We start from the raw sequence: 23,009 nt of genomic DNA on the forward strand, positions 1-23,009 counted from the left end.
ATATTTGTGGGTCTTTGCATTAAGCAGAAACATTATTTTTTATATGAGTCAAAAACAATATACAGCTAGCAGTATCCAGGCCTTAGAAGGTATGGAGCACGTTCGATTAAGACCATCTATGTACATTGGTGATGTAGGCGTAAGAGGTCTTCATCATTTGGTTTATGAGGTAGTAGATAACTCTATTGATGAAGCTTTAGCAGGATACTGTGATACTATTTTAGTAACAATTCATAAAGGGGAAAGTATCTCTGTAAAAGATAACGGAAGAGGGATCCCGGTTGACCTTCACGAGAAGGAACAGAAATCTGCTCTTGAGGTGGTAATGACCAAAATCGGGGCCGGAGGGAAATTTGATAAAGATTCTTACAAAGTTTCCGGAGGGCTTCACGGGGTAGGGGTTTCTTGTGTAAACGCACTTTCAACTTTACTGGTTGCTACGGTAAGCCGTGAAGGCAAAAAATACCAGCAGAAATATTCAGAAGGAAAAGCACTTACGCAGGTTGATGAAATAGGAACTACCGATGAGAGAGGGACAGAAGTTTTCTTTCAGCCGGACAATACTATTTTTCAGGAAACAGTGTATAATTACGATACGCTTGCCACAAGATTAAGAGAGCTGGCGTTCCTGAACAGAGGAATTACCATTACCCTTGTGGATGAAAGAGATATGAATGAAGACGGTTCTTACCAGATGGAAGTTTTCCATTCAGAAGGAGGGCTGAAGGAATTTGTTGAATATATCGACGGAAACCGTGAATCTATTATGGAGAACGTCATCTTCATGGAAGGGGAAAGAGACGATATTCCGGTGGAAGTAGCCATGCGTTACAACACTTCATTTAATGAGAATCTTCATTCATACGTCAATAACATCAATACCCATGAAGGAGGTACTCACTTAGCCGGTTTCAGACGGGCACTGACGAGGACGTTAAAGAAATATGCTGATGATCTGGGCATTCCCCAAAAAGAAAAAGTAGAAATTACCGGAGACGATTTCCGTGAAGGACTGACCGCCGTGATTTCTGTAAAAGTAATGGAACCTCAGTTTGAAGGGCAGACCAAAACGAAATTAGGAAATTCCGAAGTTTCCGGGGCTGTCGATAAAATTGTAGGGGAAATGCTGACTAATTTCTTAGAAGAAAATCCTACTGAAGCAAAAATTATCGTTCAGAAAGTGGTTTTAGCGGCAAAAGCCAGACAGGCTGCCAAAAAAGCCCGTGAAATGGTGCAGAGAAAATCACCGATGGGCGGTTCCGGACTTCCGGGGAAACTGTCTGACTGTTCGTCCAAAGATCCGGCTGAATCTGAGCTATTCCTTGTAGAGGGAGATTCCGCAGGGGGAACGGCAAAACAGGGACGTGACCGTTTTTTCCAGGCTATTCTTCCATTGAGAGGTAAGATTCTTAACGTTGAGAAATCAATGCTTCACAAAGTATATGACAACGAGGAAATTAAGAATATTTATACCGCTCTTGGGGTTTCTGTAGGAACCGAAGAAGACAGCAAAGCATTGAATATGGCTAAGTTAAGATACCATAAAGTGGTGATCATGACCGATGCCGATATTGACGGATCCCACATTTCAACATTGATCCTGACTTTCTTCTTCAGGTATATGAAAGAGCTGATTGAGAACGGATATATTTATATCGCCCAGCCGCCTCTGTATCTTTTAAAAAGAGGAAACAAGAAAATTTACGCCTATAACGAAAAAGAGCGTGAAGAATTTACCTTAGAAATGTCTCCGGACGGAAAAGGTGTTGAAGTTCAGCGTTATAAAGGTCTTGGAGAGATGAACCCGGAACAGCTTTGGGAAACAACACTTAACCCTGAGCACAGGATCCTGAAGCAGGTAACCATTGATAATGCAGTAGAGGCAGACAGTGTCTTCTCTATGCTGATGGGAGATGAGGTTCCGCCAAGAAGGGAGTTCATTGAGAAGAATGCCAAATATGCAAAAATTGACGCATAAGTAAATCTTTCAGACATACATTATAAAGACTTCAGAAATGGAGTCTTTTTTTATGTAATAATTTCACTGTGAGCCTTAAAAACTGAATTCATTGTGTGAATGTTAAAAATCAAACCTTTTAATCAAATTTTCAAACTATTTTTTTAAAAATTAAGAGTTTATTTATCAGTTCTTTCCGGATTTTATACCATGTTCATTTAAAATTAATTTCAGCAATCCTTTAGATTTCGTTATTTTTGCTAAATTTTAATAACCATGATGAAAATATTCTGTATTGGGGCACTTTCGATAGCTTCCTTTTACCACTCGCAGAACTTCCCGGTTTCTGCCATTCCGGACCATTTAAAGAAGAATGCAGATGCCGTTATCAGGAAAGATTTTACAACCATTCAGATCAATAAAATTGATGATATAAAGTATCAGTATTATACGGTAACCACAGTGCTGAACAAAGACGGTGATTCAGATGCGCAGGCGGTTATTCCTTATGAAAAAGGAGATAATATTTCTGATGTGAAAGTCAATATCTATGATGAGTCCGGGAAAAAAATAAAATCATATTCAAAATCGGATTTCGGGGATTTTGCGAATAACAATCAGGGAACCTTTTATTCGGATAACAGGGTGATGGCTTTATCACATACACCTACACAATATCCTTATACAGTTGAATTTACGTACCAGATCGGTGATGAAAACACTGTTTTCCTGCCGGATTTCATGCCTTTCAGATCTACTAAGGTTTCACTGGAAGAATCGCAGATGAAAATTATTAATAAATCCGGGATAGAACTTAAAACAAAAACATATCCTTCAAAATACAATTACGCTTCTGTTACCGAAAGTGAAAATGCAGGCGAAAAACTCTACAGCTACAAAAATGTTCCAGCAATAGATGATGCCAGCCTGTTGCCGCAGCCGGAAAAAATCCTGCCGAAAGTAAGCTTTGCGCTCACAAGGTTTAATCTAGAAGGCAAGCAGGGAAGCATCAGCAACTGGAAGGATTTCGGAACCTGGTATTACCAGAATATCCTGCAGCCTGTTTTTGTGTCTACCCCTTCCATTAAAGCAGAAGTGGCATCCCTGAACCTGCAGGGAAGCACGGAAGACAAAGTGAAAAAGCTGTACCAGTACATGCAGGGAAAAACAAGATATATTTTTGTTGCTCTGGGAATCGGCGGATGGCAGCCGATGCTGCCTGATGAGGTTCAGAAAAAAGGATACGGTGACTGTAAAGGCCTGACAACGTATATGAAGACGCTGCTGGATGAAGCAGGCATACCTTCCTATTACTGCAAAATCAATTCGGGGCCTTCAAATATTTCTTTTGATCCTGATTTTCCTAAAATGGGCGGCAACCACATTATCCTGATGGTCCCTACTGAAAAAGGAAATATCTGGCTTGAAAATACCTCTCAGCAGATCGCTTTTAACCATTTAGGATATACCACAACAGACAGGAATGTGCTGATGGTGAAAAAAGAAGGAATTGAAATTATGGATACCCCTTCCTATACGGCAGACCAGAGCAAAGAACGGCAGCTGTTAAAAATAAAGCTTAACGAAGACAACAGCATTTCCGGAGAAGGCAATTTTTCATATACCGGGATTCAGTATGACAACAACCTGGTACTATCTGCAATGGCTCCCAAAGATAGGAATGAAGCCGTAAAAAACCTGATGGATATTTTACATTTCGAGAAAGTTGAGATGAAAAACTTCCTGAATGACAGGGACCATGCGGTTGCAAAATTTGATCTTGATTTCAAAGCGAATAATTACTCTAAAAATGCAGGCAGCAGTATTATTTTCAGGGCCGTCCCGATTTATTCCAACCAGATATACAAAACCGACGAAAACAGGACATTGCCTTTTGAGCTGAGACAGGCTTTCGAGGATGAATATGAAATCAGTTTTGCGCTTCCGGCAAATTATAAAATAGATGAAGTCCCTGATAATGTTTTGCTTAATTCCGAATTCGGAACCTATAAACTGACTTTTGTAAAGAACGGCAGTGAATTGAAGGTGAACAGAACCATCAGAATCAACAAAGGACTGTATCCGAAAGAAAAATACAACGATTACGTTAATTTCAGAAAAAAAACAATCAACACAGACAACTCAAAAATTCTAATTTCTAAGATCTAAGCATGAAAAAAATCCTCTTTCTGGCATTCTGTTCAGTGAATTTTATATTTGTTGAAGCGCAGAAACACCAGTTCCTTGAACCTCCTAAATTCAGTGATGCCGATTTATCAAAACAGAAATCGGCGCTGGATGAAAATGCTCCGGCAGAAATTTTATACAAATCCCTGCATTTCAGTATCGACAACAATACGGGCAACCTTGTTAAAAAAGCGTTTTACAGGGTAAAGATTTATGACAAGGATAAAGCAGAAGACTGGCTGAATCTTGAGGTGCCTCTTTATCAGAACGGAAGCAATCAGGAAACACTCTCCAAAATGAAGGCTTTTACGTATAACCTTGAAAACGGGGTTTCAGTGGCCACAAAAGTTGATAAAAGCTCAAAATACAAAAGTAAAGAAAGCAAGTATGTATCAATCAGTAAATTTGCTTTTCCGAATGTGAAAAACGGATCGGTAATCGAATACCAGTATGAAGTGAACTCTCCGTTCCTGTTTATCGTGCCGGAGATCGTAATTGAAACCGACACGCCTTCCTTATATACGGAATATGTTCTGGACAGCCCTTCCAACATTGCTTATAATGTGAACTATACCGGCTTTCTGAGCCCTAAGCACCGGGAAGTGGAGGAGAAGACGATGTATGGCGCAAATTACAGGACATACCGGTTTGGCTATGAAAATGTAAAAGGCTTTAAAAGTGAGAAGTTTGTTAATAATGACATGAATTACCGGACAAAAATCAGTGCCGAACTGCATTCCACCAATTTCCGGGAACTGAAGCTGTATTCCTCATCCTGGGAGCAGATCAAAGAAAGGCTGTATGAAAATGAAGACTTCGGGGGAGAATTAAAGAAGACAAAACTGGCTAAAGAGCATATGCCGGCCGGAATACCCGGAATGACGGATGAAACAGCAAAAGCAAATGCTATTTTTAACTATGTGAAAAACACCTTCACCTGGAACAAAGACCGCGGAATTTATACAGAAGACGGCATTAAAAAAATGCTGGAAACAAAGACCGGGAATGCTGCCGAAATCAACCTTTTTCTGGTGATGATGATGCGCGAAGCAGGAATCAAAGCAGATCCGCTTACCATTTCCACAGTAAGCAACGGGCTGATTAACATTGCCTCGCCCAATGTTTCAAACATGAACTTTGTGATTGCGGCGATCAGGACGAAAGACGGTTTCCATTTATATGACGCTACGGCAAAACAGTCTTCAATGGACCAGCTGCCTCCGAGGGATTGGAACCAGTTCGGGGTTTTAATGGCCAAAGACAAAGTACAGCAGCTGTCCATGATCAATGCCAAAACAAGCTTTACCTACCTTACGGCGCAGGCAAAAATTAATGATGACGGAAGTATTTCAGGAACCTATTCGGACCGCGATACGGGAACCTATGCGATGTTTGCCAAAGAAAATTATGATGACAATGCCGATAAGTATAAGAAACAGTACAAAGATAATTTTGCCATAGATTTCAATGATATAGATTCTAAGGTCTTGGAAAGTGGGGATTTTGAAAGCACCATGAAGTTCTCTTCAGAAAACCTGATTGATAAAATCGGAAAGAAAATGATCATCAACCCGATGCTGTTCCTGAGTAAAAGCTCCAATGAATTTGACCAGGCAGACGCACGGAAATACCTGATTGATTTCACGTCTCCCTTTACCCGGGTAAAAAAGATTGTCCTCGAAATTCCGGAAGGCTACACCGTTGAGGAAATGCCTAAAAACAAAAAAATCGTTACCGATGACAAGGAGATTGAGTACAGCTATATTGCAGAACAGAAAGGCAGAACCGTAGAAGTTATTTCTACCACAAAGATTCTGAGCCCTAATTATCCCAAGGAATATTATCCTGCATTTAAGCAGATCTGGGGCGTTGCCTCCAAGCAGGAAAACCAGGTAATAAGCCTGGTGAAAAAATAGAAAACCAATAAATTTAAAACATCACAGTAAAACCATTCATTTTTTGAATGGTTTTTGCATATAAGAAAGAAATTGCAATTATGAAAAATACCTTCGCCGTTCTCGCATTATCCTCTTTCTTTATTTTTTCTGCATGTAAAAAGTCTGAAACCCATATGGATCGTACTGATAAAGCTGAAGTAAATCAACCGAAGGCATTTACGGTGGATTCTGTACAGGTAAAAGATTCTGTTCAGGTGAGTGATTCCCTTAAAATAAGATATTATTCCAGGCTGCTGGTTTTTCCAACAATTAAAGATAAAAACCTCTTGGACAGCATTTACTTTGACAATAAAAATATTCAGGATTTTTCTGAAAACGGACTTCAGGCACTGCTTGAAAAAAACAAAAACGAATATTTTGCCAGTGTTAAAAAAGATTCAAAAGACTTTCTTTCAGACCTTACATTTTCGCAGGAATGGTATTCTGATACGGGGATGAACATGAAATCAAATAAAAACGGGTATCTCCACATCGAATATGTCTGGGGTTCATACGAAGGCGGTGCGCATGACAATTACGGCTTCTCAGAAAGGGTATTCGACTTGGAAAACAATAAAAAAGTTGTGCTGAAAGACATTACCTCTATGCCCAAAAGCAAGCTGGAAGCACTCCTCATGAAAAACATCAATAAAATAAATAGCGGGACCACCGACAGCAACGGGAAAGTCAATAATTCAGAAATGCTCCTGGTGGATATAATCCCGGCTACGGAAAATTTTTATTTTGATGAAAAGAACCTGTACTTCCACTACAGCCCGTATGAAATAGCAGCTTTTGCCGCTGGCGATATTACCATCCCGGTTTCATGGCAGGAACTTGAAGATACGGTAAACCCTGCATTTAAAGAAAGAATGAAAATTAACTGATATAAATGCTTCCCATCCGGAAGCATTTTTTAATTTTGCACCAATGGAAAAAGTTGCCTTCATCATCAATCCCTTTTCGGCAAAGAAAAATTATCAGCCGTTTCTCAATGAATTGAAAGCGAAGGTAAAAGACCCTTTGTATTATATTTCGGAATCCATTCCCGGAACGGATGAATTTATTCAGGCTCATTTCAATGATGTGGACGTTTTCGTGGCTATCGGAGGGGACGGAACCATTTCAACCGTAGCACGGAATATTATTCACACCGAAAAGGTTCTGGCTATTTTCCCCGCCGGCTCCGGCAACGGCTTCTCCAACGAAAACAGATTCAGCAAAAACCTGGACGAACTGCTGGAAAAGCTCAAAGTAAGAAATTCCAGAAAAATTGATACGTTTACCGTTAACGGACTGCTCTCCATCAACGTATCAGGAACCGGATTTGACGGAAAAGTAGTGAAGGAGTTTGAAAAAACAACCCGCGGGTTCAAAAATTACATCAAAGTTTCCCTGAAAACATTTTTCAGCTATAAACCGATCAAGCTTAAATTTCTGAATGAAGAATATAAGCAGTACAACGGGAAATACCTGATGGTGAACATCGCCAACACCCGGCAGTTTGGCAACCATGCCTATATCGCGCCGCAGGCAAGCAAAAGCGATGGCCTGGTGGATATGGTGCTGGTGAAAAAATTCCCCTTAACCTATTCTGCGCTTTTTGCCTTCAGGATGTTTACCAAAAAACTGAAAGAAGATGATTACATCACCTACCTGCCTGTCTCGGAAGCAGAATTTAAAGTAAATACCAAAAACTGGCACCTGGACGGGGAATTCAATAAAATAAAATCACCCGTTCATATCAAAGTCCAGCCTTCAAGCCTGTGTATTTTAGTGTAGATTGTAATATTAATATATTGCTCATTACCAATTACTTATCGCTTATTTTTTTAGAAGCTTTTTCCTGCTTTCCGCTGCAATCTTTTTCTTCAAAAAAGGATTTCTGCTGCAATCAGGGCTAGGATTTTGTCTGTAAAAGACCATCTGTTTTCAGATTACACTTCCAGCTTTTTCTCTATTTCATTCGGATGGTCCAGACAATACCGGAGCTGGTCTTTATCCAGCTGTTTTTCCCAGTTGGCAACCACTACGGTAGCTACAGAATTCCCGATGACATTGGTTAGAGCCCTGCATTCACTCATGAATTTATCAATCCCTAAAATAAGGGTCATCCCCGCAATAGGAATTTCCGGCACTACGGCTAAGGTAGCTGCCAGTGTTATAAACCCGGCACCCGTAACTCCTGCTGCCCCTTTGGAACTCAGCATGGCCACCAGCAACAGTATAATCTGCTTTTCAATAGGAAGGTGGATATCCATGGCCTGGGCAATAAACAGGGAAGCCAGCGTCATGTAAATGTTGGTGCCGTCAAGGTTGAAAGAATAGCCGGTGGGTATTACCAGCCCGACAATTGCTCTGGAACAGCCTGCCCTTTCCAGCTTCTCCATGATTCCCGGAAGCGCAGATTCAGAAGAGCTTGTTCCCAGAACCAGTAGCAGCTCTTCCTTCAGGTAATACATTAATTTGAATATATTAAAGCCATTGTACCAGGCAACTGCGCCAAGCACCACCACCACAAATAAGGCAGAAGTAATGTAAAAAGTACCGACCAGGAAAATAAGGTTCAGTACAGACTGAAGGCCGTATTTCCCAATCGTGAAGGCCATGGCTCCGAAAGCCCCGATAGGCGCTGCTTTCATCAGCATGTGTACAATTTTAAAAACCGGCGCCGAAAGGTCCTGTAAAAAGTCGGTTACTTTATGGCTCTTTTCTTTCGTCAATACCAGGGCGACACCCATTAAAACAGATACAAGCAGTACCTGCAGGATATTTTCCCCAACCAACGGACTGAATAAGGTTTCAGGAATGATATTCATAATGAAGCCGGTGAGGGTAGACTCATGGGCTTTTTGCTGATACTGTGAAACATCTCCTGAAAGACTCGCCGGGTCAATATGAAGGCCGTGTCCCGGCTGCAGGACATTCCCTACAATCAAACCGATAATCAGTGCCAGCGTAGAGAATGTGAAAAAATAAATCATGGCCTTAACCGCAATTCTTCCTACTTTTTTAAGGTCGGTCATGTGTGCAATCCCCAAAGTAAGGGTAATGAAAATCACAGGTGCAATGATCATCTTTACCAGTTTGATAAATCCGTCACCTAAAGGCCTCATCTTTTCACCCAGTTCGGGATAGAAATTTCCTAGAAGAATCCCTGCAATAATAGCAATGATGACCTGGAAATAAAGCTGCTGATAAATTTTTTTCGTTTTCAATGAGTCTGTTTTAATTCTGAAAAATAAGAAAATTACCTGAGACTATAACAGAAAGTTTCGGCGGGGCTGGAAGCCCCGCCGAAACTGGCGGATTACATATCCGTTATCGGGATCCTTGAATTCCTTAGGTTTTACTTTGTTGAAAAATCAAAACCTGAATTAATTCAAATAGGTACAAAAAGCCTTGATTAATCACACTCATTCCACCGCCACGGAATCGTCGCCACGGCCGTCGGCAACCGCATGAACCATCCCGTTATCATCAGCCAGAATCATTTCTGTCCTGCCGATCTGATTCCAGCTTTCAGCTTTATAGCCCAGTTTTTCCAAGTCCATGACGGTTGTCTCAGGAAAATTATTTTCAAAAGCCACCGTGTCGGGAAGCCACTGGTGATGGAACTTTGGAGCATTTACAGAAGTGTTGGCATTCAATTTAAAATCAATTACATTAACAATAGACTGATAAACAGACGTTGGAATTGTGGTTCCGCCCGGTGTTCCTACCACCATGTACGGCTTTCCGTTTTTCAGGACAATTGTCGGGGTCATGGATGAAAGCATCCTTTTATTCGGACGGATAGCATTAGCTTCACCGCCAACCGCTCCGAACATGTTCGGGACGCCAGGTTTTATGGAGAAATCATCCATTTCATTGTTTAAAAAGAATCCGGCCCCCGAAACCACAACTTTACTTCCGTATAGGCCGTTCAGCGTTGTGGTAACCGCAGCTGCATTTCCTTCCTTGTCAAGCACAGAGATATGCGTGGTTTCCGTGGATTCACCCGGCTGTTTTATAATTTTCCCGACTTCAGAACTTGGCGTGGCTTTACTGAAACTGAAGCTTCTCCATCTGTTTTTAAGATAAGGATCAGAAATTAAATACGCGGTCTGGTCATCAATGAAATCCGGGTCGCCCATATATTCAGCTCTGTCGGCATACGCCCGCCGTTCTGCTTCCACCATAATCTGGACAGCTTTCGTAGAATTCTGCCTGTATTTTTCCAGATTTTCATAACTCGCCATGGTAAGCATCTGTGCCAGTAAAATTCCGCCGCTTGAAGGCAGCGGCATCGAAACTACCGTATGTCCTTTATAATTAAATTCCAGCGCTTTTCTTTCTACGGCTTTGTAGTTTTTAAGATCTTGCAGCGAAATGATGCCGTTTCCTTTTTTCATTTCAGCAGCCAGAAGTTCTGCGGTTCTGCCCTCATAAAAACCCTTGATGCCCTGTTTCCGGATTAATTTCAGGGTCTCCGCCAATTGTTTCTGAACCAGGATATCACCTGTTTTCCATGGCGTATTCTTCACAAAGGCTATGGGAGAGGTATTATGCTTTTGAAAATAGGTTTTACCCATATTTAATAAACCGGCTTCCTGTTCGGTAATCGCAAATCCCTTTTCTGCGAGATCAATAGCAGGGCGGATAAGCTGGTCCATCGGCAGCCTGCAGTATTTTAACGTTGCAAAAAAGCCGGCGACACTTCCCGGAACTCCCGCAGCCAGTCTGCCGTTTTGGGAAAGGTCTGTATCGGCTTTACCGTTTTTATCAACATACATATCATGAAAAGCTTTCTGAGGTGCCGTTTCACGGTAATCAATAGTAAATTTCTCACCGTTGTTTTTTACACCGACCAAAAATCCGCCGCCGCCGATATTTCCTGCCTGCGGGTAAACCACAGCCAAGGCATATTGTGTCGCAACAATGGCATCATAGGCGTTTCCACCCATTTTAAGAATCCGGGCACCTGCTTCACTGGCCAGAGGATGTGCCGAAACAATGACCCCTTTGTTTTTTACCTTGACTTCCTTTACAATGCTGATGTCCGTGTATTGTGCTGAAAATGTGCAGGAAAGCAATATGAACAGCATGAATGTTTTTTTCATGGGCAGATTTTGTAACCGAATTTACAATTTTGTTTTAAGATAGGCTTGAAAATATTTACTTTTGCTCAAGATCAATAATAATATAGAAAAATGGAATCCCACACGGAAAGAATCTTGATTACCGGCGCGTTAGGGCAGATAGGTACCGAACTTACAAACAGGCTGGTTGAAATTCACGGAGCTGAAAATGTTGTTGCTTCAGGATTGGACAGATGGCAGAAAGGCCTTACTTCTGCAGGCTATTATGAAAGAATGGATGTTACCAATACTCAATTGGTAAAACAGGTGATTAAAGACTATGATATCACCACTGTATACCATTTGGCTTCACTGCTGTCCGGAACTTCAGAAAAGCAGCCGCTGTTTGCATGGAAACTGAATCTTGAACCGCTTATTCATTTTTGTGAGCTGGCAAAAGAAGGTCTTATTCAGAAGATTTTCTGGCCGAGTTCAATTGCCGTTTTCGGGAAAGGAATTCCGAAGGAAAACGTAGGGCAGGATGTTGTTCTGAATCCGACTACCGTATACGGGATTTCAAAGATGGCCGGTGAAAAATGGTGTGAGTATTATTTTGACAAGCATGGAGTAGATGTAAGAAGCATACGCTATCCGGGACTGATTTCCTGGAAAACACCTGCAGGCGGCGGAACAACGGATTATGCAGTTGAAATTTTTTATGAAGCGATTGAAGAAGGAAAGTATACCAGTTTTATTTCTGAGAATACAGGCATGCCGATGCTGTATATGGATGATGCCATCAATGCCACCTTGAAATTAATGGAAGCTCCGAAAGAAAGCCTGACTGTCCGTTCCTCTTACAATCTTGGCGGAATGTCATTCACACCTAAAGAACTTGCAGAAGAAATCAAAAAAGAAATTCCGGAATTTGAAATTGATTACAAGCCAGATTTCAGACAGCAGATCGCAGATTCTTGGCCGGCTTCTATAGATGATTCCGTAGCAAAAAATGACTGGGGATTATCTTATGATTTCGGGATTTCTGAAATGACCAAGGATATGATTAAAAACCTCAAAGTAAAACTGAATAAGACTCAATAGGTCAAGCTTAACTTTAATGTAAATTATATTAACATATGATAATGCACACATTATATGATTTATCTAAAATTTAATTTAAATGGTATTATTAACTTTTAACATCGTAAATATTGAAGCTGAGTCAAAAAGCAGTATGCATATTTCAGATGAAGAACGATTACAGATTACCGTTGATAATACAAAAGCAATCCTGAGGATTTTAGATATTCATGATGTTAAAGCTACTTTTTTTGTAGAAGTTTCATTGGTATGCAACCTTCAGAATTTAATAAAAGCAATTTCATCCCAAGGGCATGAAATTGCTTTTTATCATAAAAACGACACGCTTCAGGAAATTGAAAACACGAAGAAATCAGCGCAGGAATTTTTAGGAAAACAGATCAGAGGCATTCGCCGGAAAGATCACCAGCTTCCTTTGGAAAGCCTGAAAATGATGGAATTTAATTACATTTCCGATATCGATAATGCCAATATTCTTTTCCCTTTCAAACGGCTGAAAAGAGATACGGAAATCCATGAAGAAAACGGGTTGAGCAGGGTGCCGGAAAGTATCTCCCCATACAGCCAGCTGCCGTATAATGATTTTGTGTTCCAGGTGCTTCCGATGAAATATTACCGGAATATGGTTTTCGAAACATTAAAAAACGATGAATTTGTGCTGATCTATCTCAGTACCTGGCAATTTACCGATTTTAATAAACACAGGTTTAAAATCCCTTTTTACAGGAAACTGAATTCAGGAAAGAAAATGGAGGATAAACTGGATGCCCTCCTCAGTTGGATCAATGAAAAAGAAATGGCTACTTCCCGGATGAAAGATTATATTTTTTAGATTTATTTCCCACGGATTTCACGGATTTTTTATTTGATATTAAAATCTAGCTATGAATTAATTTACACGCAAAGGCTTAATTGTTCAATATGTTGATTCAGAAAGCAAAGGCAAATGAATTTGCTTCGCGAAGCTGAAAAGTATGCTTAATCAAATTAATATATTGATTCATCTTTGCTCCCCTCTAATATAAAGTTTCGAAATAAATCTCTGCGTTAAAAAATGTTTCAGATTTAATTATTTAAATAGTTGATTTTTAGAAGAAAAAAGACAAACAAACTTGCTTCGCAAAGCCGAAAAGTATACTTCATCAAATCAATATATTGATTCATCTTTGCTCCCTTTATTAAAGCTCAAAATAAATCTTTGCTTTTAAAAAGTAACAGATTTAATGATTCAAATCTTGATTTTCAGAATAGCAAAGACAAATAAACTTGCTTCGAAAAGCTGAAAAGTATACTTCATCAAATCAATATATTGATTCATCTTTGATCCCTCTACTATAAAGTGTCAAAATAAATCTTTGCGTTAAAAAAACTATGGATTCATACAGATTTACGTGCAAAAATAAATAAAGAATCTGATAACAAATTAAGCCAGTTCAAAAAGCGTAATTTCCGGCAAAACGCCAACCCTTCCCGGATACCCTAATACCCCGAAGCCACGGTTTACATACAGCATTTTCCCTTCGCTTTCATAGAGATCGGCCCACTTGGAATACCGGTACTGAACCGGAGACCATTTTATATTTTTAAGGTCCAGGCCAAACTGCATTCCGTGCGTATGTCCGGAGAGGGTCAGGTGTACATTTCCGGGGTGCATTTTTACGACATAATCGAAATGGGTAGGGTCGTGGCTCATCAAGATCTTGGCTGCAGATTCCGGTACGCCTTTTAAGGCATCATCCAGTCTGCCGAATTGCGGGAAGGGTTTTAAACCCCAGTTTTCAACGCCCAGGATATATAATTTTTCACCGTTCTTTTCGATGATTCTATGTTCATTCCGAAGCATATCGAAGCCGGCCTGCTTTTCATACGCAATCAGCGTATCAAGGTTCTTTTTCTTGTCACCAAGGGAATCCCATTTTACATAATCGCCGTAATCATGGTTGCCAAGAACTGCAAGCTTGCCGTCTTGCGCTGTAATCTGGGAAAACAGCGGGATAAACGGTTTGAATTCATCAGCCACATTATTCACCATATCTCCGGTAAACAGCACCAGATCAGCTTTCTGTTCGTTGATCAGGTCAATGGCATGCTGCAGTTTGGACGGATCTGAAAAGCTGCCGCTGTGGACATCTGAAATCTGAATGATTTTATATCCTTTGAAGCTTTTCGGAAGATTGGCCAGCTTTACTTTTACCTTTCTCACTTTATGACGGTAACGTCCGAAGGTAATCCCGTCAATAAACAGGGCAGAAAGCACGCCTCCCAGTCCCAAACCCACAAGGCTTAAAAACTTCCTTCTTTCCGGAAAAAAATGTTCCGTCGGTTTTGAAAGCCCGATCAGGTAACTGCCGGTTCTGAAAATATCATCAATCAGCAAAAATAAAACCACGAAAACTTTAGGCAGGATAAAAACAAGAAAAAGCGAGATCATGATCTGGGCTCTTACCATGCTTCTGTCTGCCCTGCTGAAATGGGTCACTTCGTACGCGAAAAACCCGTAAACAGCCAGCGAGAAAACCCAGTAGCCGGTCCTCAGCCAGAAGTTGTCTGTAAGTGTCCTGATGGCCTGATAAATATAGACTTCCAGAAAAAGGAAGATCACCGCAATGATAAAAAAATTTCTTTGCATAACTGGTTTAAAAAAGCACAAAGAATGATTCCCTGTGCTTTTATTTATTTTGTTAGATTAAAATAGATTAAGGAAATCTGTATACGATCGCATTGATGTTCATTCCGGCACCTACCGAAGTCATCACAATGTTACCTTTTTCTTTAAACGTATGACCTTCCATTTTTCCTTTAATAATTAAATCATACATCGTAGGAATGGTAGCAACGGAAGAGTTCCCGAATTCCTGGATCGTCATCGGGGAAACCGAATGGTCATATTCTCTGATGTTATAAAGCTTGTGAAGCCTCTCGATCATCGCATAATCCATTTTGGCATTGGCCTGGTGGATCAGGATCTTGTTGATATCTTCAATGGAAAGGCCTGCATCGTCAATCGTTTCCTTGATTGCAGCAGGAACATTTTTAAGAGCGTACTCGTAAATTTTTCTTCCCTGCATCCTTACATACAGGCGGCTCTGGTCAGATTCTTTGTTGATGGAAGGTCCGTTAGCCAGATAATCCAGCTCCAGGCCGTTGTCACATATTGTGTTATGGGCAATAATCCCTACATTTTCTTCGTCGGTGGCCTTTACCACTACCGCTCCGGCTCCGTCTGCAAAAATCATCCTGTTTCTGTCGTGCGGGTCTGTTACCCTGCTCAGTGTTTCTGAACCGATGATCAGAATGGTTTTGGCAACTTTGGCTTTAATCAGGTTATCAGCGAGGATCATGCCTTCCACCCATCCCGGGCATCCGAAAAGCATGTCATAGGTAATGCATTTCCTGTTTTTAATCCCTAATTTATTTTTTACCCTGGCAGCCATAGTCGGCATGAAATCAGCGTATCCGTGTACGGTCACTTCCCCGAAATTACTGGCATAGATAATGTAATCCAGTTCTTCCTGATCTATTTTTGCATCTGCAATCGCTAATTTTGCAGCCTCATACCCGATTTGTGAATTGGAAAGACCTTCATCAATGAATCTTCTGTTTTCTATTTCTGTAATTTCAACAAATTTAGCAATCGTTTCTTCTGCGGGTTTATCAATCTTTATTCCGTCATCTGAATAAAACTCTGAATCTAAGAAATAGTCTCTCCCGATAATTTTGCTGGGAAGATAAGATCCAGAACCAATAATGATCGTATTCGGCATTCGTTTATATGATTTTTTAAAGAGGCAAAGTTAATAATTAATATTAACAACAAAGAATTAAAAATATTATTAAATTTGCAAAAATTGTACTTTACAGTCTTATGAAAAATAATGCGTCTTTAAAAGGCTTAGTTATTGCAGTTGTGGCGTTTATCGTTGCATTCGGAGTTTACTTCCTGTTTTTAGCCAAGAAGAATTATTATGTGGTGGATAACCCTACGCCGGATACCTATTATTACAGGATCAACAACGGTTCAGAAGGTACTATTGCAGGAGGTCAGACTGTTCCCGTTGACCTTAAGAAGGGGAAAAATTCAATTAAAGTTTTTGACCGTAACAAGAAAATGCTCTTTGATTCTGCTTTTGAAGTAAACAAAGTCCGCGGGCTGATTAATATCGCCCATCAGGATTATTACATCAATGATCAGTATTACGGATACAATCTTAAAAAAGATTCATTACTTTTGGCACTGGATAAAACCGTGATTGACGGAAAACCATATTTTGGGGGAGCCCGGCGCTTCAGCAAAATATTTACGGATGATTTTTATTACAATGTGGATGAAGATTATGACAGAGTAGTCAAAAACATCCAGCAGGTGGAATCCAGATCAAAGATCTTCAGGAAGCAGGATTACCTTAATTATTATAAAGAATATTACAAGTTTTAAGTTTTGACAAAAGATATTACCAAAATTACGCCCTACAACTCTGAAGCAACGAAGAAGAGCCAGGTAGAAGATATGTTTGACAACATAGCACCGAAATATGATCTTCTGAATCATGTACTGTCCATGAAAATTGATGTTTTGTGGAGGAATACGCTGGTGAAGTGGATGAAAAATGATAACCCGCAGGAAGTGCTGGATGTGGCTACGGGAACGGGCGATCTTGCCATCACCATTGAAAAGGGAACAGGCTCCAAAGTGATTGGTTTGGATTTATCGCAACAAATGTTAAATGTTGGCGTTATTAAAATAAAAAAACTTAAATTAGACGGCAAAATTTCCATGCAAAAAGGAGATGCGGAGAACTTACCTTACGAGGATAACAGGTTCGATGCGGTATCCGTTGCATTCGGAGTGAGGAATTTTGAAAACCTTACCAAAGGTTTGGCAGAATTAAGAAGAGTGGTTAAAGATAACAAGAGTGTTTATATACTGGAGTTTTCAAAGGTTGAGGGTTTCTTAGCACCATTTTATATGTTTTACTTTAAAAATATATTGCCTGCCATCGGCAGACTGGTCTCTAAGGATAATAGGGCATACACATACCTTCCGGATTCTGTAAACGCTTTTCCTTTCGGGGAGAAGATGAGACAAATTCTTTTAGATACAGGATTTAAAAAAGTTGAATATAAAAAACTAAGTTTAGGTATAGCCACAATTTATAAAGCAACAAAGTAACCTATGAGTAAATTTTTATTAAAAGCACTGGTTTTAGCCTCAGTAAATGTTGCCGTGTTATCAAACGCGCAATTCAGAACCCGAAACAGAATGGATAAGCTGGAAGACTTTGACGAGCAGAAATTCAGCTGGGGGTTTTACCTGAACGGAAACAGGCTTGGCTACCGTATCGTTCTCGATCCGAGATACGGTATGAATAATAACCAGAATCTTATTACATCCAAAGCGAGCTACAGCTTCGGTGCCGGACTGATTGCCAAATGGAGGCTGAATGACTATCTGGATGTAAGACTGGAACCGGGGTTACAATTTGGGCAGAGACAGCTTACCTTCAACACACAGTCAAACGACCAGTATGCTGCGGGAACTTTGACGAATGATCCGTTTATTCCTATCCCTTTAACGGAAAGAGACCGCGTAAGGGAGATTAAAACTACTTTGGTAGATGTTCCTGTACTGTTGGAGTTTCACGGAATGAGATGGTACAACTCCAGGCCGTATGTGGCAGCAGGGGTGAACTACATTGTCAACCTTCAGTCCAACTCAGATTCTACGGATGATAACTTTCAGCAGGTATTCAGGTCTACCACGCATAACTTTGCTTGGTCTGCGGAAATGGGGATCCAGTTCTACTTTAATAAATTTAAGCTGACACCGGCTATCAGAGGTACCTTCATCATGAATAACGAGATTGTTGCAGATAATGCTACCACGCCGCCGTACTGGACATCAGCGATGTCTACATTACAGACAAGAGCGATATTTTTCGTGCTGAAATTTGAATAAAAAATATTTTTAAGATAAAAAAAGGAGATGCATTTTGTGTCTCCTTTTTGTTTTGAATCAAAATATAGCGCGTTTTATTTTTGTTAGTATTAATATTTTGTTATTTTTGCTAACAGTTAGAATATACAAAACCTGAATGCTTCAAGATTTAGAAAACCATTTTTCAGAATTAGAGAAAAAGATTTTGCTGTTACAAAAGAATTACAAAAATCTTGCTGAAAAATTTTCTGAACTGAACCAGGAGCATGAAGAACTGAAGAAGAAATATGATGAGGAGAGAAAAAAAAGTCAGGTATTAGCAGAAGAACAAAAAAATATAAAGCTTTATTCAGCAATATCAGGAAACCCTGAACATAACCGGTTGATGAAGAACCACATCAACAGGCTGGTAAAAGAAGTGGATTTCTGTATTGCACAGCTTCAAAACAGCGGATTATAATGGAGGTAAGAAGAATAACCATCAACATTGCAGGAAGGGTGTATCCGCTAAACGTACCGGCAGCAGAAGAAGAAACACTGCGTAAGGTAGGGAAGCAGATTGAGAATATGATTAAAGATTTTGAACAGAATTTCGATGTAAGAGACAAACAGGATGCTTTGGCCATGTGTGCCCTTAAACTGGGAACCAATGCCGAGGTGGTGTCTGCAAACTACGAGAAAACAATACATTCTGCCGGAGACAGATTGATGCAGATCAGCAAGTCTATGGGTGAAGTGAATGAAATGAAATAAACAGGGAAATAGATTTTTTTTCCCGCAAAAACTGCCTACAATAATTCTAACACATTAAAGGTAAACTCAACGCTAAACAATTACCGAACAAATGTCCATCGAATGGCGTGCCGGTCCGTCCGGATTACAGACAGTGGAAATCAGTTCAAATCGTGTTGATTAGGAGTTTACTCTATATCACTGAATTGTTGTAGGCTTTTTTTATTTAATATGAAGACAATTAAAACTTAATATAAATTATGATAGAAATTATAATTGGCATTATTTGCCTGGTAATCGGTGCAGCAGTAGGGATGTTTTTCTCCAGGAGCTCACTCAATACCAAAGCAAAATTTATTATAGATGATGCACAGAAAAATGCTGAAAATCTTATAGAAAAAGCTAACGTACAGGCCGAATCCATAAAAAAAGAAAAGAACCTTCAGGCGAAGGAAAAGTTTTTGGAGCTGAAATCCCAGCATGATGCCGATATCCAGGCACGCGAAAAGAGAATGCAGGAGGTTGAAAAAAGAACCAAAGACAAAGAACACAAGCTGAATGACGAGCTCAGCAGGACCGGAAAGCTTGAAAAAGATCTGGACAGGCAGATTGCAGATTACGCCAAGAAAACAGAGATCCTGGAAAGAAAACAGCAGGAACTGGATTCTGCAACCGCTAAGAAAGTAGAGGTCCTTGAAAAAATAGCCAATTATACCGCAGAAGAAGCCAAAGCAGAATTGGTGGAAACCATGAAGGCAGAAGCGAAAACCAGAGCTCAGGCACACGTTCAGAGCATTATGGAAGAAGCCCAGCTTAATGCGAAAAGCGAAGCAAGAAAAATCATTATCCAGACCATCCAGAGAATCGGGACGGAACAGGCCATTGAGAATTCCGTATCGGTTTTCAACATTGAGTCGGATGAGGTAAAAGGAAGGATTATCGGTAGGGAAGGACGTAACATCCGTGCTCTGGAATCTGTTACAGGCGTTGAAATCATTGTTGATGATACCCCTGAAGCCATTCTTCTTTCATGTTTTGACCCGGTAAGGAGAGAAATCGCAAGACTTTCCCTTCACAGACTGGTAACAGACGGAAGGATCCACCCTGCAAGAATTGAAGAAGTGGTGGAAAAAACAAGAAAGCAGATCGAAGAGGAAATTATTGAAGTAGGAAAAAGAACGATCATCGATTTGGGAATCCACGGATTACATCCTGAACTGATCAAGATTGTAGGAAGAATGAAATACCGTTCTTCATACGGACAGAACCTTTTACAGCACTCCAGAGAAGTGGCAAACATCGCCGCAACCATGGCTGCTGAACTGGGACTGAATGTAAAACTGGCGAAAAGAGCAGGATTACTGCATGACATCGGTAAAGTGCCGGAGCAGGAATCAGAGCTTCCTCACGCTTTATTAGGAATGCAGTGGGCAGAGAAATACGGTGAAAATGCAGAAGTGGTGAATGCCATCGGAGCTCACCATGACGAAGTGGAAATGACCTCATTGCTATCCCCGATCATCCAGGTAGCCGATGCTATTTCAGGAGCAAGGCCGGGAGCAAGAAGACAGGTTTTGGAATCTTACATCCAGAGACTAAAAGACCTTGAGGCGGCAGCATTAAGCTTTGACGGTGTTTCATCGGCTTACGCTATCCAGGCAGGCCGGGAACTGAGGGTAATGGTAGAAAGCGGAAAAGTAAATGACGAAGTGGCTTCCCAGCTGTCTTATGACATTTCAGAAAAAATCCAGAATGAATTGACCTATCCTGGACAGGTAAGAGTAACGGTAATCAGGGAAACCAGAGCCGTAAATATCGCAAGATAATCAATCACTGAAAAAACATATTTTAAAAGACCTTTCAAGAAATTGGAAGGTTTTTTTATTTGGCCATAGTGAGCAGAATAGATAACAAACTGCAGACAGGAACAGCCTAAAATGAGAACCTTAGGAAGGAATCACCAATGCATAGGACGGTTGAGGCTGCAAACCATCAGTAAACTAAAATAAGCACCGTATCAGGATGCTTATTGTAATTGTAGAATTTAGTTTACAACAGTTAAATTGCTGTTGGCTTATTTAAGGATACCGGACAGCACCGGCTAATTCTATCGGGTTGTTATGCTTTTTGATATACTGCTGTTCGTTTTTCGTTAGCTCTTTATAATCCGGTACAAATTCCTTTCCGTCTTTATCCTGCCAGCGGACTTTTACATTTCCTGTTTTCATTTCCCTGTACGGATCATTATAGTGGTCTTTCTGGACTTTTACCCATTGTTTTGCCGTAATATCCAGAGGTTTGGCAGACAGATAACGGATATCGGTGGTTTCATCTTTTTTTATTCCGGTAAATGAAAACTCATAGTTGTTTCCGCTGTCTTTCATATATACGATCAATCCGGGCAGCCCGTCAAAAACATAGGGTCCGTTCTGTAAAGCGATATCGTTGGTGAACCATGCTTCCCAGGTACGGCCGGAATAGGTAAGCATTGCCTTCTGGCAGTTGTAATCACCTATTTTTTTGGTGACTTTACTTATTTCCCATTTAAAAAGAGGGTTTGCCCCTGAAATTTTATAAAGATCCCTGAGCAAAACAGTAAATCTGTTGGTTTTTTTCTCTCGGTTATCTTTGATCACCATAAAATGGTAATCGTATTTTTTATGAACGTTCGCTCCGGCTTTTTCTTTTTCAATCACGATAGAATCATTCAGATACTGATCTTTAGAATAAAATTTTGATTGGTTATTCTTAATCAACAGAATCATATCCTTAGTCTGAATCTCTTCAGACAATGAGTCCGGTTTATAATTCATCCGGTAAGAAATCTTATAGCTTTGTGCATAGGTTATATTAGAAAACATGCTTACGAAGATGAGTATTTTAAATAAATTTTTCCATTCCATAATATTGAATTGCTTTTTGTTTTAAAGGGTTTGTGCTCCATTCTTCCCATTCGCCTGTATATGGGTTGTAGCCGCATTTTAAAGGCTTTGAAATGTCAAGTCCTTCTCTATTTGTATAAGAACGTTCGGTATAAGCTCTGCAGTCGGTACATACATATCTGAATTCGCAATCTTTACAGCCGTCGATATCATCTTTGGTAAGATTCCAGTATCGTTTGAAATCTTTATGCTGAAGACTTTCTTCTAAGGTCGTATCTTCAATATTTCCAAAGCTTTCTGCCATAGAAGGGCAATTTTTTATATTCCCGACACTGTCAATAGACAGTTTGCAGTTGAGGCAGGAATTATGATGGATTGATTCTGAAATAATTTCCAGGTTGATCGAATCAATATTTCCATGTATGATCCCGCAGTTTTCAGGACCTTCTACTGATTGTCGGATATACTGGATCTTATGGTCTTCCGCCGGATCGCTTAATAATTCTTCATTTAAAGTATACACGGTAACCGTACTGATCATGGGAAACTTTGAAATTTCCCTCAAGCCGGCAGTTGTTTTTTTTGAATTTGATTTTTCCGGGATGCTGATTTCAAGCTGAATGTCACGTAATCTGTTGTGTGGATCATCACTTAGGTAAACAATATATTTTTTCAGCTCCTGCAGCTTTTTTTCGCTGAAGCAGCGGAATAATATAGCCTCAACACCTAATGTTCCTATTTCACGGTTTATTTTTGGGAGTGAAGCAAGTGAGGTTTCAGCATCAACATCAATAATCATGTTTGTGATCCTGCTCGGGCTGTACCATTGCATACTGATGGAGGGAAAAGCATTTATTTCATCGGGGGATACCTGAAAAATGAGATCGTTTTTCTCTAAGAATTTTTTATATGACTTCAACAGGTCAGCTTTATCAAGGTATAAATCCTGTAATTTTTCAAAATCAATTTCTTTGGTAAGAATCCCGTACAGTTCACTGGAAATATACCAGTAATTATTTTTTGTCAGATCAAACAACAGGGAGCGCGTATATCCTTTTACAGGAATAATATCAGCGTACAGCTTATAAACCATTCTTTTATTTTAAAATTTGGATATTCTTTTATAAAATTTTTTGCTGAGGTATATTCCTGATCCATTCCGGAAAGAAGATTTTATATTTAAATTCCGGTAATCAGGAAGCTTCTCATTCGGGCTGA

General features: G+C 40.0%; 19 protein-coding genes. 13 read left to right on the forward strand and 6 right to left on the reverse strand.

Features of this window, described 5'->3' with window-relative positions; all coding sequences use genetic code 11:
• Positions 1–43 precede the first annotated feature (43 nt).
• The 5 genes from gyrB to ASE55_RS15610 all read left to right on the forward strand — a co-directional run bounded on the left by gyrB (position 44) and on the right by ASE55_RS15610 (position 7,863).
• Entirely contained in the window at positions 44–1,978 is a 1,935-nt protein-coding gene (gene gyrB, locus ASE55_RS15590) for a DNA topoisomerase (ATP-hydrolyzing) subunit B (protein WP_056221676.1), read from the forward strand.
• Positions 1,979–2,233: 255 nt separating this feature from the next.
• The gene (locus ASE55_RS15595) at positions 2,234–4,126 is read left to right on the forward strand and encodes a DUF3857 domain-containing protein (RefSeq protein ID WP_056221679.1); all 1,893 of its coding nucleotides are present in this window, start codon (positions 2,234–2,236) and stop codon (positions 4,124–4,126) included.
• A gap of 2 nt (positions 4,127–4,128) precedes the next feature.
• Complete coding sequence (locus tag ASE55_RS15600) at positions 4,129–6,060, forward strand: transglutaminase-like domain-containing protein (protein ID WP_056221684.1); 1,932 nt, start codon at positions 4,129–4,131, stop codon at positions 6,058–6,060.
• An 80-nt stretch (positions 6,061–6,140) separates the two neighbouring features.
• Entirely contained in the window at positions 6,141–6,968 is an 828-nt protein-coding gene (locus tag ASE55_RS15605) for an RsiV family protein (protein WP_056221785.1), read from the forward strand.
• Positions 6,969–7,011: 43 nt separating this feature from the next.
• Positions 7,012–7,863, forward strand: a complete 852-nt coding sequence (locus ASE55_RS15610; RefSeq protein ID WP_056221686.1) for a diacylglycerol/lipid kinase family protein — start codon at positions 7,012–7,014, stop codon at positions 7,861–7,863.
• Between the two features lie 155 nt (positions 7,864–8,018).
• On the opposite strand, the gene ASE55_RS15615 is transcribed toward ASE55_RS15610, so the two are convergent.
• Positions 8,019–9,299, reverse strand: coding sequence for a dicarboxylate/amino acid:cation symporter (locus ASE55_RS15615; RefSeq protein WP_082474606.1), 1,281 nt, complete (start codon positions 9,297–9,299; stop codon positions 8,019–8,021).
• Between the two features lie 198 nt (positions 9,300–9,497).
• Positions 9,498–11,183: a gamma-glutamyltransferase gene (ggt, locus tag ASE55_RS15620; protein ID WP_056221691.1), complete on the reverse strand. Its 1,686-nt coding sequence runs from the start codon at positions 11,181–11,183 to the stop codon at positions 9,498–9,500.
• A gap of 90 nt (positions 11,184–11,273) precedes the next feature.
• On the opposite strand from ggt, the gene ASE55_RS15625 reads away from it, so the two are divergent.
• On the forward strand, positions 11,274–12,242 hold the full coding sequence (locus tag ASE55_RS15625) for an NAD-dependent epimerase/dehydratase family protein (RefSeq protein ID WP_056221694.1): 969 nt from the start codon (positions 11,274–11,276) through the stop codon (positions 12,240–12,242).
• Positions 12,243–12,321: 79 nt separating this feature from the next.
• On the forward strand, positions 12,322–13,074 hold the full coding sequence (locus ASE55_RS15630) for a polysaccharide deacetylase family protein (RefSeq protein WP_056221697.1): 753 nt from the start codon (positions 12,322–12,324) through the stop codon (positions 13,072–13,074).
• Positions 13,075–13,665: 591 nt separating this feature from the next.
• On the opposite strand, the gene ASE55_RS15635 is transcribed toward ASE55_RS15630, so the two are convergent.
• Positions 13,666–14,871 carry a metallophosphoesterase gene (locus tag ASE55_RS15635; RefSeq protein WP_056221700.1) on the reverse strand — a complete coding sequence of 402 codons (1,206 nt, stop codon included), beginning with the start codon at positions 14,869–14,871 and terminating at the stop codon, positions 13,666–13,668.
• A gap of 67 nt (positions 14,872–14,938) precedes the next feature.
• Positions 14,939–16,006 carry a 3-oxoacyl-ACP synthase III family protein gene (locus tag ASE55_RS15640; RefSeq protein ID WP_056221703.1) on the reverse strand — a complete coding sequence of 356 codons (1,068 nt, stop codon included), beginning with the start codon at positions 16,004–16,006 and terminating at the stop codon, positions 14,939–14,941.
• A 101-nt stretch (positions 16,007–16,107) separates the two neighbouring features.
• Here ASE55_RS15640 and ASE55_RS15645 point away from each other — a divergent pair, with 101 nt between their 5' ends.
• From ASE55_RS15645 to rny, 6 genes are all read left to right on the forward strand, one after another.
• Positions 16,108–16,677, forward strand: a complete 570-nt coding sequence (locus ASE55_RS15645; protein WP_056221705.1) for a hypothetical protein — start codon at positions 16,108–16,110, stop codon at positions 16,675–16,677.
• Positions 16,678–16,680: 3 nt separating this feature from the next.
• Positions 16,681–17,412 (forward strand): bifunctional demethylmenaquinone methyltransferase/2-methoxy-6-polyprenyl-1,4-benzoquinol methylase UbiE, encoded by a 732-nt coding sequence (gene ubiE / locus ASE55_RS15650; RefSeq protein WP_056221708.1) that lies wholly within the window; start codon positions 16,681–16,683, stop codon positions 17,410–17,412.
• 3 nt (positions 17,413–17,415) lie between these two features.
• Positions 17,416–18,198, forward strand: a complete 783-nt coding sequence (locus ASE55_RS15655; protein WP_056221711.1) for a porin family protein — start codon at positions 17,416–17,418, stop codon at positions 18,196–18,198.
• A gap of 136 nt (positions 18,199–18,334) precedes the next feature.
• Positions 18,335–18,637: a hypothetical protein gene (locus ASE55_RS15660; RefSeq protein WP_056221713.1), complete on the forward strand. Its 303-nt coding sequence runs from the start codon at positions 18,335–18,337 to the stop codon at positions 18,635–18,637.
• Entirely contained in the window at positions 18,637–18,930 is a 294-nt protein-coding gene (locus tag ASE55_RS15665; RefSeq protein WP_056221715.1) for a cell division protein ZapA, read from the forward strand. The genes ASE55_RS15660 and ASE55_RS15665 overlap by 1 nt, the downstream gene beginning before the upstream one ends.
• A gap of 239 nt (positions 18,931–19,169) precedes the next feature.
• On the forward strand, positions 19,170–20,735 hold the full coding sequence (gene rny / locus ASE55_RS15670) for a ribonuclease Y (protein ID WP_056221719.1): 1,566 nt from the start codon (positions 19,170–19,172) through the stop codon (positions 20,733–20,735).
• 252 nt (positions 20,736–20,987) lie between these two features.
• Here rny and ASE55_RS15675 read toward each other — a convergent pair whose 3' ends face one another.
• Together ASE55_RS15675 and gwsS are read right to left on the reverse strand one after the other, a co-directional pair.
• The gene (locus ASE55_RS15675; RefSeq protein ID WP_056221722.1) at positions 20,988–21,812 is read right to left on the reverse strand and encodes a GLPGLI family protein; all 825 of its coding nucleotides are present in this window, start codon (positions 21,810–21,812) and stop codon (positions 20,988–20,990) included.
• Positions 21,790–22,884, reverse strand: coding sequence for a grasp-with-spasm system SPASM domain peptide maturase (gwsS, locus tag ASE55_RS15680; RefSeq protein WP_056221725.1), 1,095 nt, complete (start codon positions 22,882–22,884; stop codon positions 21,790–21,792). Before gwsS ends, ASE55_RS15675 begins: the two co-directional genes overlap by 23 nt.
• Positions 22,885–23,009 lie beyond the last annotated feature (125 nt).

Source organism: Chryseobacterium sp. Leaf201 (assembly GCF_001421435.1).
GTDB lineage: Bacteria > Bacteroidota > Bacteroidia > Flavobacteriales > Weeksellaceae > Chryseobacterium.